This window comes from Algoriphagus lacus (genome assembly GCF_003583985.1).
In the GTDB taxonomy this organism is placed as follows: Bacteria; Bacteroidota; Bacteroidia; order Cytophagales; family Cyclobacteriaceae; genus Algoriphagus; species Algoriphagus lacus.
On the sequence record NZ_QXML01000006.1, the window covers coordinates 236148 to 248600 of the forward strand.

General features: G+C 43.6%; 11 protein-coding genes. 6 read left to right on the forward strand and 5 right to left on the reverse strand.

Annotated elements, in window-relative coordinates; genetic code table 11:
* Nucleotides 1–259: 259 nt before the first annotated feature.
* Complete coding sequence (locus D0X99_RS13415; RefSeq protein ID WP_119478346.1) at nt 260–1405, forward strand: SAM-dependent methyltransferase; 1146 nt, start codon at nt 260–262, stop codon at nt 1403–1405.
* A 250-nt stretch (nt 1406–1655) separates the two neighbouring features.
* On the opposite strand, the gene D0X99_RS13420 is transcribed toward D0X99_RS13415, so the two are convergent.
* The 4 genes from D0X99_RS13420 to D0X99_RS13435 form a co-directional block, all read right to left on the reverse strand.
* Nucleotides 1656–2207, reverse strand: coding sequence for a fasciclin domain-containing protein (locus D0X99_RS13420; protein WP_119478347.1), 552 nt, complete (start codon nt 2205–2207; stop codon nt 1656–1658).
* A 158-nt stretch (nt 2208–2365) separates the two neighbouring features.
* Nucleotides 2366–3163, reverse strand: a complete 798-nt coding sequence (locus D0X99_RS13425) for a CPBP family intramembrane glutamic endopeptidase (protein WP_119478348.1) — start codon at nt 3161–3163, stop codon at nt 2366–2368.
* Between the two features lie 87 nt (nt 3164–3250).
* Nucleotides 3251–3943, reverse strand: a complete 693-nt coding sequence (locus D0X99_RS13430) for a methyltransferase domain-containing protein (protein WP_147392230.1) — start codon at nt 3941–3943, stop codon at nt 3251–3253.
* A gap of 283 nt (nt 3944–4226) precedes the next feature.
* Nucleotides 4227–5441, reverse strand: coding sequence for a serine hydrolase domain-containing protein (locus tag D0X99_RS13435; protein ID WP_119478350.1), 1215 nt, complete (start codon nt 5439–5441; stop codon nt 4227–4229).
* A 192-nt stretch (nt 5442–5633) separates the two neighbouring features.
* On the opposite strand from D0X99_RS13435, the gene D0X99_RS13440 reads away from it, so the two are divergent.
* Both D0X99_RS13440 and D0X99_RS13445 read left to right on the forward strand, forming a co-directional pair.
* Nucleotides 5634–6881, forward strand: coding sequence for an NAD(P)/FAD-dependent oxidoreductase (locus tag D0X99_RS13440; protein ID WP_119478351.1), 1248 nt, complete (start codon nt 5634–5636; stop codon nt 6879–6881).
* A gap of 178 nt (nt 6882–7059) precedes the next feature.
* Complete coding sequence (locus tag D0X99_RS13445) at nt 7060–7491, forward strand: hypothetical protein (protein WP_147392231.1); 432 nt, start codon at nt 7060–7062, stop codon at nt 7489–7491.
* Between the two features lie 106 nt (nt 7492–7597).
* Here the strand turns inward: D0X99_RS13445 and D0X99_RS13450 are convergent, their stop codons facing one another.
* Nucleotides 7598–8521, reverse strand: coding sequence for a ThuA domain-containing protein (locus D0X99_RS13450; protein WP_119478353.1), 924 nt, complete (start codon nt 8519–8521; stop codon nt 7598–7600).
* An 80-nt stretch (nt 8522–8601) separates the two neighbouring features.
* Between D0X99_RS13450 and D0X99_RS13455 the strand changes: the two genes are divergently transcribed.
* The 3 genes from D0X99_RS13455 (at nt 8602) to D0X99_RS13465 (ending at nt 12441) form a co-directional block, all read left to right on the forward strand.
* The gene (locus D0X99_RS13455) at nt 8602–9570 is read left to right on the forward strand and encodes a DUF6807 domain-containing protein (RefSeq protein WP_119478354.1); all 969 of its coding nucleotides are present in this window, start codon (nt 8602–8604) and stop codon (nt 9568–9570) included.
* A gap of 32 nt (nt 9571–9602) precedes the next feature.
* Complete coding sequence (locus tag D0X99_RS13460) at nt 9603–10973, forward strand: Gfo/Idh/MocA family protein (protein WP_119478355.1); 1371 nt, start codon at nt 9603–9605, stop codon at nt 10971–10973.
* A gap of 91 nt (nt 10974–11064) precedes the next feature.
* Nucleotides 11065–12441, forward strand: coding sequence for a putative oxidoreductase C-terminal domain-containing protein (locus D0X99_RS13465; protein ID WP_119478356.1), 1377 nt, complete (start codon nt 11065–11067; stop codon nt 12439–12441).
* Nucleotides 12442–12453: the final 12 nt, after the last annotated feature.

Below are 12453 nucleotides of genomic sequence, written 5' to 3' on the forward strand. Positions count from 1 at the left end.
GAGAATAAAAATCGGGATACTCAAGATTAGAAGAGGGCTTTTTAGGTCGGGCTTTTTCTTCAGGAAAATGACATTGATGCTCTTCTTTTTATCCTTCAATGGATCTTTCTTCGGTAGCTTGGAGGATTAACGATCTTTTAGCTACATTTTTTCGCAATTGAATTTTTGCCGGGATTTCAAAAATCCATAACTTTTTCACAAGGGGTTCAATTATGTGTTAACCCCATTTTTAAGACCATTCATTTTTATCTGATTCACTATGAGTAAGTTCAATCGACTTTGTGATTTATTGGAAAAAAACATCAGAAAAACCTCTGGTGCCATTCAGTTTCCGCCCTTTTCACTTGTTGGACCAGAAGGAAATTCCCGGATTTTTGGCGAAGGCTTTCCGGTTTTTTCACTTAGACTTAATTCCGAACAGGCAGTTTCCCAGTTGAGTACCCTGGACCAAGAAACTATTGCCCGTGGTTATCTCCAAGGGGATATCGATGTAGAAGGCAAGATCATGGATGCGCTTGCTCTCCGAAATCTCTTTTCAGATAATAAACTGATGAATTTTGCCTGGAGATTTATCCAGCCTTTTCTTTTTGGGCAGGTTAAAAGTGATAAAAAGTGGATCGCTCAGCATTACGACATTGAGGAGGATTTTTTTCTCCTGTTTTTGGACAATAGACACCGTGCGTATTCCCAGGCAATTTTTTCCTCAGATGACGAGCCACTTGAAGAGGCTGAGTCGAGAAAATTTCAGTTTGCATTAGATGCCGTCCATGCCAAGCCGGGAGACAGAATTCTGGAAATAGGAGGGGGATGGGGTTCCTTTGTCGAATACGCCGGACAGCGGGGAATACATGTTACCTCTTTAACTATTTCAGAGCGATCCAAAGCCTTTGTTCAACAGATCATTGACGATCAACAGTTGCCTTGCAAGATAATTTTGGAACATTTTCTTCAGCACAATCCGGGAATTCAGTACGATGCCATTGTCAATTGCGGGGTGACTGAGCACTTGCCTGATTATGCGGGTTCCCTGAAGCAATACCAGAAATTACTTAAGCCTGGGGGCTATTTGTATCTGGATGCCAGCGCAGACCGCACCAGGAATTCCCATGGTACTTTTATGAATAAGTATGTATTTGAGGGCAATGGTCATCTGATGGTATTGCACGATTATTTGGCTGAAGTAGCTAAGTCACCATTTCTGCTAAAGGGGGTATGGGATGACAGGTACAATTATTTTCTCACCTGCCGTGAATGGGCAAAGCGGCTTGATGCCAACAGGCAGCAAATTGAAGAACGTTGGGGAAAATGGCTTCACCGGACTTTTCAGCTTTACCTTTGGGGGAGTGCTGAAGGGTTTTATTCGGGAAATTTGCAGGCTTATCGGGTGGTATTGCAATTGCCGTAAGCTGATATTACCAGTTTAACCATTCTAGGTACACACTACATCAAAAACTTCTGATTGTGAATCTAATAGATTTGAAATACTGAAAAAATTTATTGGGTAACTCAACTAAAAGACTTTTAAGCCTTATTCTATAATGGTACGACCCAATTCATCAATGATGCAATCCCAAAGAAGAGTAGGTTCATTTGGCTCTGCCCCATAAAAAAAGCCGGTCGATAGACCGGCTTTTAACGCTTAACTAATCCGAAAATTACTTAGGCAACAATACAGCATCCACTACATGGATGACACCGTTGCTACCAGCTAGATCAGCTGCAGTTACTTTAGCGCCATTGATAGTTACTACACCATCCTTGATCGCTACGGTCAATTCCTGACCGTTCAAAGTTGTTACTTTCTGTCCATCCTGAAGGTCAGCAGCAAGTACATTACCTGCAACTACGTGGTAAGTAAGGATAGAAGTCAATTTGTCTTTGCTCTCTGGCTTAAGTAGAGTCTCTACAGTTCCAGCAGGAAGTGCTGCGAAAGCAGCATTCGTTGGAGCAAAAATGGTGAATGGACCGGTGCCACTAAGAGTTTCAACCAATCCAGCAGCAGTAACCGCAGTTACCAAAGTGCTGTGATCAGCAGAACCAACCGCGATGTCTACTACGGTCTTTGGTGCTTCTACCGGAGCAGGAGCAACTTCAGCTACTGCTGTTGAATCTGCAGTTGCAGCTTCTTCTTTAGGCGCGCTGCAGCCAATTACTGCAGTTGCTGCAAAGCCAAGAACTGCAAATGACAAGGATCTTAAATTTTTCATTGTGATAGTTTGATGGAGTTAATGGGTGTATAACAGGGAGACTCCAAGAAGGTTTAAAAAAGAGTTGAAATACTTTCTATCAGGTCAATAAATCCCAAACCTGCCTTTCTGATTTAAGGAAAATGTTTTTTGTCTTTTAGGCCATTCCCTATTCTCAATCAAAATTCTACCTGAAAAAAGGAACTTAAGAATGGTAGCGTGTCAATGGCCCAATGGACTAAAATCAGCAAAACGATATTTCGATATCTGCTCCAATGAAAACCAAAAAACAAACTCACCAGAAAAACAGGTGCCCCAGTCCCGGCAAGGATTCCTAAAAAATCTCCTGCTTCGCCCTCAACTCCATGTGCCAATAGGTAACGGCTGGGAAGGTGCCAGGCGGTAAAAAGGAGGGAAGTGACCAAAATAGCCAGAAGTCTGTTCCACTTTTTCTCGAGCCGGGTTTGCAAATAGCCTCTGAAAAACAATTCTTCCGGGAGCCCAGCAATGAGTAATGGTAGAATTATACCAATGAGAAGTCGAAGAAATGAATCCTCGAAGAGTGGAATTTGCGATTCAATCCTCGCTAAATGGCGGGTGTTCATAAAGAATCCGACCAATACGAATACAGTTCCCCAGATCCAGTTGCTAAGTTTTGGTCGAAAGCCCAAATTCAAATCACTCCAAGAATAGCCCCATTTGAAAAAGAAAAGATAGTTAGGCACCAGGAGCAAAAAGACAAATTTGAAAACAATTGCATACCAGAAATCCTGAATGAAATCACCTGCTCCCATCAGGGGAAGTGGATAGTTCAGAATTAATAAACCTATTCCGTAACCCAAAACGATATAGCCAAGGGCATAAATAATCAGCCCCTTCAGTTCCCCATTCAGATTTTTAAACGAAATAGAGTCCGCAGGAACCCGTTGCCTGAGAAGGAAATACTTGAGGGAGGAAAGGGGAGTTTTGGGAGGCACTGAATCAGATTAAGCTGGATTAAAAGTAAGTTTTCCCAAGAACTATTTCCAGAAATTCAGAAGGGAAAATCTCAATGGAATACCTCCTTAGTTTCTAAGATACAGAGCGTAAAGGTAGGGTCTCAACTCGCCGGATGGCATGGTATAAGTGTATTCAAAGGACTCGATTAACTGGAAGTCAGGTCCAAGTCTTTCCGCCAGCATGGGCTCGCTATAGTGGTAAACAGGCAGGCCTGCGCACTTTGTTGCTCCTCTGAGGTTGTATTCAGCAAACATTGCGTATCCTCCGGTTTGGACTTTTTTCTTCACTAGGTCAAAATAGGTTTCCTGATCTTTTTTCTCAGTAAAAAAGTGAAGTACAGCCCGATCGATCCAAAGGGAAACAGGTGTGATTGAATTAAGGACAACCGGCTTCGTCAAATCATCGGTGATGTATTCCACGCAGGATTCCCCGAGTCTTCTCTTGAGTTTTCCTAAGGCAACCTCGCTGATGTCGGTAGCGATCAGGTGAGTGTGGCCTTTATCCAACAATGCATCGATAAGCGTGGTACTTCCCGAACCCACAATCAAAATCCTGGAATTTTTGGCTATTCCTGTTTTTTCAATCAGGTGAAGGCTGGGACTCAAATCCTTTTCATACCAGCCAAGACTTTCCTCCGGACTGTTGGAATAGCGTTGATCCCAGTGATTTTTCAGATTAAGATCTCCTTCAACAGAATTACCTCCGCAGCAACTTTTCCCTTTGTCTTCCAGCTTGCAGGCTTTTTCGCTTGTTTCCATCAAATGATATTTTGATTGTGAAAGGTACTGCAAGAACTGGCCTTCAATCTGTATGCAAAGTCACAGAAATGACTTGAGTTGATTTCACAATTCAAGCTTAGTAAGCTCTAAAACAATTTTTCTGGGAATCCCTTTCGAAAATTTTAAAGAGAACCTTGTAGACTGCATGATTAAGGTCCAAGTCAGGAGACTTGAACCATTTCAGATATTGAAGTTTGAAAATCCGTCAGTAGAATGAAAAATTAGGGTTCAAATCAAGAGACTTGAACCCAGTTGCTATGAATTACTTTGGCAAGCTCTCCAGTACCAATCTGACCAATTCAGCTTTGTCCGCATTAGGAATCCAACGGGCTACAATCACCAGGTCATTTTCCTGATCCACATAGATCATGTTGGTGCCGGCACCAATATGTAAAAATGCCGTCTTGGGAGCTGCAGGGATTTCTTTTAAATCGTTGTTTAGGAAATAGTTCATAAACCCATATCCAGGTTCGGCTGGAGTAGGCGTTCTGGACTTGTCAATCCAGGAAGTTGGGAGGAGTTGCTTGCCTGCCCAGTTACCATTTCTCAGTGTTAAATATCCGAATCGGGCTTGGTCCCAAGCTGAAATCATCATCCCACCACCCCAATGTGAGCCTCCACTTACCGACTGCATGATTTGTCCGTCCAGGACCACAAAGGAATTTTCATAGCCCGTCCATCTCCAGGTATCGGAAGCTCCGATTGGATCCATAATCCGTTCTTTCAAGACTACCGGAAGAGGCTTTCTCCAGATATTCAAAAGTGCCAAAGCCAGCACATTTACCCGGGTGTCGTTATATTCATAGGTGGTTCCTGGGGCATTACGAGGACGGTTTCTCCATTCTTTAGCCTCTCCGCTTGGTCGGTCGGCCCAGTCAGGTTTGCCCCAAAGGCTGCCTTCCCAATCTGACGTTTGTCTCAACAGGTCATCCCATCGAATCTTGCGATTGTGTTCCGTACCAAACAGATCAATTACATCCTCTTCGTAGAGGTGATCTGCCTTGTTCATCATGGATTTAACCGGATCAAAGGGATAAATCGGCGCCATGTAAGGATATACCAGGTCTTTTTCATCCTTGATCAATCCGTCTGCCACTGCCAAACCTGCTGTAATGGAAAGAATACTTTTAGCCACGCTGAAAGTAAGGTCCACCCGGCTTGGATCACCCCATTGGCCTACCACATAGCCTTTGTAAATGATCAAACCAGTGGCGGGGCCTCTCATTTTCATAGGCCCTACAGGATATCCAAAGGGCTCCCGTCCAAAGGCGCTCTCGTAATGGGCGATTTTTAGATTGGGATTTTCCTTGCTTTCGTGCGTTTTGGCATACTCAATGGCCTGTGAGATTTTGGATTCATCAAGACCCAGTTCGTTTGGTTTTTTTGATGCCCAGTTATTTTTTTCCGGGAAATAGGTTTGTCCAAACAGGGAAACAGCGGAAAAGCAAAATAAAAGAAGGATGGAAGCCTTTTTCATAGAAGGATGATTTAATGCGATTTTAGGGAATTTAGTCCGGAGATTGTTACCCCGTGTGTAAAAGTTTCAAAGGTGGAAATTGGTGTTTTGAACAGTTTTGAAATAAGAACAGTTTGACACTACATCGAGCGTTCCAAACGTAATATTTTGCCGGGTCAATCGACCTGTTTAATTTCGCCCAGTCCTTATACCATGGAAGAAGAAAAGATCTACATAGTCGGTGCCGGTTTGTCTGGATTGATTGCAGCCTTGGAACTGGAAAAAGCCGGTTTTTCCCCCGTTATTCTGGAAGCTTCGGATGCGATCGGAGGCAGGATGAAAACAGATGAAGTAGATGGATTTTTAATGGACCATGGGTTTCAGGTCTTGAATACGGCCTATCCGGAAGCAAAAAGATACTTGGATTTACAGGCTTTGCATTTGAAAAACTTTGAGCCTGGGGCTGTGATTTTTGATGGGAAGGATTCCTACATCATCACAGATCCGATGCGGAATCCGCTCAAAATCGTCGGTATGGCTCTTTCAAAGGTGGGTACTTTTTTGGACAAGATTAAAATGTTTACCCTAACCCAGGAGTTGAAAAAAAAATCCAACGAGGCGATTTTCAACGAACCTACAGTTCCTACCCATCAATACCTCAAGGAGTATGGCTTTTCTGATCTAATCATCAACAACTTTTTCAAGCCGTTTTTTCGGGGGATTTTCCTGGAAAAGCACCTCAACACTTCTTCCCGGATGTTTGAGTTTGTGTTTAAGATGTTCGCATTGGGAAATGCAGCAGTACCTGAAAAAGGAATGGGTCAAATCCCCTCAATGATCCGAAGGCAGCTTAGTAAAACCCAGATCTATTTTAGTACTGCCGTTAAGGAAATCGAGGGGAAGACCATTTATCTGGAAAGCGGGGAGAAGTTGGAGGCGGATCGGATTATTATTGCTGTACAGCCCGATAAGGTGATGAAGCAGCTTCAGGGGCAGTTTGCACCAGCGCGCCAGGTGATTAACTTATATTTTTCCCTTCAGCGCTCTTTCATGGCAAGACCTATGATCGGATTGCTCCCTGGAGATCATTTGGTGAACAACATAGTTTTTATGGACGATGTGTCCAAGGCTTATTCAAGCAATGGAAGGTCACTGCTTTCGGTTTCGGTTTTGGAATCTCAGCTCAGTGAAAGCGAGTTGATCAAAGCTGTGCAGGCAGAATTAGAGTCTATTTCCGGAGTGAATGCCGAGTATTTTAAGTTCATTCGAGCATATCATATTTCTTACGCTTTGCCTAATCTGGACGATCTCAAATACAGCATTCCCATGACTGAATGCAAGATTACGGATCATGTTTACCTCGCTGGGGATTACTTGCTCAATGGCTCGATCAATGCAGCGATGACATCAGGAAGAACAGCGGCAGAGGCGGTGTTGCATAGCTACATGCAGACACATTAATCATTAGTAATCAAGAGACCGCTTCGGAAAATTAAAGAGTTTAAAAAGAAACTTTCCTGAAAACTTTTTAATGAAGTCTAAATAGGTCGTCATCCTTTCTAAAAATTTACGATAAAGTAAAATTTGGTAGGACTGATGAAATCTCTTCGGGAAAAATGGAGTTACAAAAAGCGACTAAGTGTTTAGAGAATATAGCCAAAATTTCGCAAAAAATATGGTTACCCTTAAAAGTTCCTACAAGTACCTTGCTTCAATAATAGCAGTTGCAAGTATTCTGGTATCTGGATGTCAGGAATATGTATCTCCTACTGATTGTTATGAAATAGAAGTTGTGGGAGAAGATAAATGTCGAGGTGGGATTCTTGTTTCTGTAAAAAGCCGAAAACCAATTGGCGAAACAATAACCTATACCGATGGAAAAAATTACGACAATGTAATCCTGGTATTCTCTGAAGTTGAAATCCCCAGTTTTACTAAGGGATATGTTCAAATTCGAGATTTTGAGAGTAAAAGGGATATTAACTGCCCGCCTAATTATAATACACTGGTAGAAGTTCCTGCTAAAGTTGCTGTCCGTTGGAGCGAAGAACCATGTCGATTTACATCCTGAAAAGAAATTGTAGCCATTAGGCGCAATGGCTAAGGATGTTTATCGAAATAAAAAGGCGCTGAAATTAATTTCCAGCGCCTTTCTTTAAATCCGGAATTCAAACACCTTACTTCTTCAAAGGTGTTTCATCACACTCCACATCACCCGCTACATACTGCATGCCATCCAGGAAGAACCGTAGCAGTTGTGGATTTTCAAAGCTTTGAGCATTGTGGGAAGGAGAGGCGTACATCACTTTTCCCTTGCCTTCAGGCCTGATCCAAGCGACGTAGGTTTTTCCTTCGGTAAGTTCCTGACCCTTTCGCTGACTTTTGATCTCGGAATTATTGAAGTAAAGCAAAGGCTTAAAATCAAGTTCTGCATAAGCGTTTTTGTAGAAGTAGGGTTCATCTACGTGATTGAATCCCTCAGCCGGAAATGCTTGGACTAATGGGTGATTGGCATCTTCCAGTCTCACTTGAAAAGCCTGCTGCACCGGATGGTAATCGAAGCTTGCTCCCAACAATCTGCTGAAATCCCAGGAATTATTCAGCGTAGTCACACCTCCGTGAAGCACCAAAAGTCCGCCGCCTTTTTCAACATAGCTTAGTAGATTTTCTTCCAGTTCCAAAGCCTTTTTCATATTTGTGGCAGAATCCACTGCAGTATTTTCTTTAAGCTTATCCCAAAAGAGATTTCGGTGATCACCTATCGAGCAGGTGTTGTTCAAAATCACCGCATCGTACTTTTTCAGGTTTTTGGCTTCAAACTCGGAGATGTCCTTGCTTCCAGTCACAGTAAATGCGCCGCTTTTTTCTCCCAGAATTTTGATCATCTCTTCAGTGTGGGGAATTACCCAATGCTTGAATCCGGTATGAAGTGAAAATACCAGGACATTCTTCTTTTTTGCTGGAAAAGTGGCTTTTTCGGGAGCGAGGGATCTGATTTTATCTTTCCAAGCTTGATCCAAAGTCACCTCAGGAAGGCTTTGTGCGTAGGCAAAATTCAGGGTAAAAAAGAAAACGATTGCGTAGAAAATTGATCGCTTCATGGGTTATTGGGGTTAAAGGTTAAGGCTTTGTCTAAGATTTTGATAACTTCAAATTTCTAGCCCAATAACCTCAATTTTCCATGCGTTTCAAAAGCATTTTCCTTTCCCATCTCTTTTTAATGACTTTTTCTACGGTATCGTTTTCGCAAAAAGTAGAATTGAAAGAGACTTCAAAGGGAATAGATTTTCTGATTGATAATCAGCGTGTTTTGACCTATCAAACGGCTATGACTGAAGTGCCTGAAGGAGTGAAGGCAGAGTTTAAGAAATCAGGATTTATCCATCCGATCACTTCCCCAAGCGGTCAGGTACTAAGCCGGATTCAGCCTCCGGATCATTACCATCACTATGGAATCTGGGGTCCCTGGACACGTGCTACTATAAGCGGGAGGGAAGTGGATTTCTGGAACTTGGGTGATGGAAAAGGTCGCGTTGATTTTTCCCATGTTCTGTCCAAAAAGGTGGCCGGAGGAGCTGCCGAACTCAATGTCCGCCAAAACCATCTCGACTTAAAGGCCCCTGAAAACGAGCGCCTTGCAATGGAGGAAGATCTCAGAATTAAGGTGAAACCTGCCGATCAAGGTCGCTACATGGTCGACTACACCACTACGATTTCCACCAAAATTCCCGGAGGGATTCTATTGGATGATTACCGCTATGGTGGAGGAATTGGCTTTCGAGCAACTGAACTTTGGGGAGACGCCAACAGTACGATTCTGACTTCTGAAGGAAAAGACCGAAAAGATGCGGATGGCTCCAATGCCAAATGGATCATTGTCAAAGGAAAAACTTCTGATAAATCCGGGCAAAGTGGAATTCTTTTCCTCAGTCACAATACCAACAAATCACATCCTGAACCACTTCGGGTGTGGCCCTTGGGTCAATACAAGGGCGAGGGCAATGTCTTCATCGAATTTTGCCCTATCCGACATGATTCATGGGAAATCCAACCCAATCAACGCTACACTTTAAAATACCGAATGATTGTCTTCGACGGGGATCTTACTGCGGAAGAAGCAGAAGCCTATTGGAGAGCATTTGTCAAATAATTAATCCAACCCAACTAACCTGATTTTCAGCTATGGAAAGAAGAGATTTTATGAAAAAAACCGCACTGGCTACAGCTGCTTTTGGGATTCCAACTATTGTACCTGCTTCGGTTTTTGGTAAGAATGCCCCAAGCAACAAGATCAACATCGGTCAGATCGGCTGTGGTCGAATAGCCAGGGATCACGATTTGCCCGGGACCTGGCAGCATGATGTGGCTCGAATTGTGGCTGTTTCCGATGTGGACAGCAAAAGGATGGCCGATGGAAAAAAGCTGGTGGAGGACTATTACACCAAGAAAATGGGCAGTCCCTACCTCGATGTCAAGCAATACGGGGATTATCGGGAAATGCTCCTCAACAAAGACATTGATGCCGTCATTATCTCTACTCCCGATCATTGGCATTCCCAGCCTGCGATGGAAGCGGCCCTTGCCGGCAAGCATATTTATGTGCAAAAGCCCACTTCGCTTACTATCAAAGAAGGCCGCCAATTGGTCAATGTGGTGAATAAAACCGGTGTGGTGCTCCAGTTGGGTACTCAACAGCGTTCCAGTGAACAGTTTCGAATTGCAGCTGAATTGGTAAGAAATGGACGAATAGGTAAACTGCATACCGTTCGAATTGGACTTCCCGGAGATCCTTCAGGACCGGAGGCTCCAGCTATGCCGATTCCTAAAAATCTGAATTTTGACATGTGGCTGGGATCTACTCCGGAGGTTCCATACACTGAAATCGGAGTACACCCGCAAAATGATTACAGCCGTCCGGGATGGTTGAGATTGGAAAACTATGGTGCTGGAATGATTACCGGTTGGGGACAGCACCATTTCGATTCTGCTGCATGGGGAATGGATACCGAGTTGACTGGGCCGAGATACATTGAGGCGGTAGCGGAATTTCCACGATCCGGTCTTTGGAATGTCCATGGGGACTTCATGGTCAAAGCAGAATATGACAACGGCATTGTTATGCTGACATCAGGCGGCTATCCAAACGGAATCCGATATGAGGGCACTGAGGGTTGGATTTGGGTTTCCAGAGGGAATTATGTCGCTTCTTCCTCTGATCCAGTTGCAAAAGGAAACAGTGCGAAAGCATTGGATGCTTCCGATCCAAAGATTTTACAATCTGTTATCGGAGAAAATGAAATCCGATTGACCAGAAGCTCCGAGCACCATGGTAACTGGCTGGATGCAATTCAGGGAAAAGGCGAATTGCTTTCTCCGGTAGAAATCGGACATCGTGCCTGCTCAGTTTGTTTGGTCAGTCATGTCGCTATGAAGATAGGACGAAGGGTCGAGTGGGATGCTGCAAAGGAAGAATTTGTAAATGATCCAGAGGCAAACAAACACCTGAGTAGACCACAGCGCGCACCTTGGGGAACTGATTATGTAAAAGTATAAACCTTTCGCCTGGTAGTTTTCAACATTGATTACCGAGATGACTTATCTAAAGATTGAATTTCGAAGGCTACCATTCGAAGCTTATTGAATTATGAAAAAACTAGTACTAGGGGCATCAATTGCCCTGATTTTAGCATCCTGCGGAAATTCCGAAACGAAAATGGCTGAGAATTCAGAAAATGAATCCGAATCAAAAATCAGGATTATGACCCTTGATCCGGGACACTTTCATGCCGGATTGATTCACAAGTCCATGTATCCTTCGGTGGATTCGACGATTTATATCTTTGCTCCGGAAGGGCCGGACCTCAAAGACCACCTGAACCGAATAGCTGGATATAACAGCCGTACCGAAAATCCCACGGGATGGAATTTGGAAGTCTACACTGGGGCTGACTACCTGCAAAAAATGATTTCCCAGAAACCCGGCAATGTCATGATGGTGGCTGGAAAAAATGATCAGAAGATCGATTACATTCTGGCAGCAATTGAAAACGGAATTCATGTCTATGCTGATAAACCGTTAGTAATTAATCCTGAAGGGTTTCAGAAGTTGGTCAAGGCTTTCAATTTAGCCGGTCAAAAGAACCTTTTGCTTTATGATATCATGACGGAGCGTTTTGAGATTACAACTTTACTTCAGCGGGAGCTTTCGATGATTCCTGAGGTATTTGGTGAGTTGGAAAACGGAACTCCCGAGAATCCAGCGATCACCAAAGAATCGATTCACCATTTCTTCAAGTATGTCTCAGGTGCTCCATTGGTGAGGCCGGATTGGTTTTTTGATGTGACTAAGGAGGGCGATGGAATCGTGGATGTGACCACGCATTTGGTGGATTTGATTCAATGGGAGGCATTTCCGGAGGTGACGTTGGATACCACGGATGTTCAGATGCTTTCTGCCAAAAGATGGGCAACCTCTCTGTCTTTGGAAGAATTTCAAAAAGTAACCGGCAAAACCGAATACCCTGACTTTCTTCAAAAGGATGTGAAAAACGGAAAGCTGGAAGTCTTTTCCAACGGGGAAATGAACTACACCCTGAAAGGAAAGCATGCCAAAGTCAGCGTCATCTGGAACTTTCAGGCCCCAGAAGGAAGCGCTGATACGCATTACAGCATGATGCGCGGAACCAAGGCTAATCTGATCATCCGCCAGGGCAAAGAAGAAAAGTACCGCCCTGCATTGTATGTCAAGCTGATCGGGTCTGATTTGCCTCAGTTGGAAAAAGCGGTGAAGGAGACCCTTCAGGCAAAATATCCCGGTATTGACCTTCAAAAAATGCCAAACGGGGAGTATCAGGTGATCGTGCCGGATTCTTATCACAATGGACATGAGGCCCATTTTGCCCAAGTCACAGAGAAGTTTCTGGAGTATTACCAAAACGGAAACATGCCAGCCTGGGAAGTTCCTAATATGATTACCAAGTACTACACCAATATCAAGGCAAGAGAGTTAGCTTTGAAATAACGTAGGAAAAAA

What these genes read in the sequence shown, in the direction of transcription:
- D0X99_RS13465 (WP_119478356.1), top strand. Translation starts at nt 11,065, where the DNA reads ATGAAAAAACTAGTACTAGGGGCATCAATTGCCCTGATTTTAGCATCC.
- D0X99_RS13440 (WP_119478351.1), top strand. Translation starts at nt 5,634, where the DNA reads ATGGAAGAAGAAAAGATCTACATAGTCGGTGCCGGTTTGTCTGGATTG.
- D0X99_RS13435 (WP_119478350.1), bottom strand. Translation starts at nt 5,441, where the DNA reads ATGAAAAAGGCTTCCATCCTTCTTTTATTTTGCTTTTCCGCTGTTTCC.
- D0X99_RS13450 (WP_119478353.1), bottom strand. Translation starts at nt 8,521, where the DNA reads ATGAAGCGATCAATTTTCTACGCAATCGTTTTCTTTTTTACCCTGAAT.
- D0X99_RS13430 (WP_147392230.1), bottom strand. Translation starts at nt 3,943, where the DNA reads ATGGAAACAAGCGAAAAAGCCTGCAAGCTGGAAGACAAAGGGAAAAGT.
- D0X99_RS13460 (WP_119478355.1), top strand. Translation starts at nt 9,603, where the DNA reads ATGGAAAGAAGAGATTTTATGAAAAAAACCGCACTGGCTACAGCTGCT.
- D0X99_RS13415 (WP_119478346.1), top strand. Translation starts at nt 260, where the DNA reads ATGAGTAAGTTCAATCGACTTTGTGATTTATTGGAAAAAAACATCAGA.
- D0X99_RS13455 (WP_119478354.1), top strand. Translation starts at nt 8,602, where the DNA reads ATGCGTTTCAAAAGCATTTTCCTTTCCCATCTCTTTTTAATGACTTTT.
- D0X99_RS13420 (WP_119478347.1), bottom strand. Translation starts at nt 2,207, where the DNA reads ATGAAAAATTTAAGATCCTTGTCATTTGCAGTTCTTGGCTTTGCAGCA.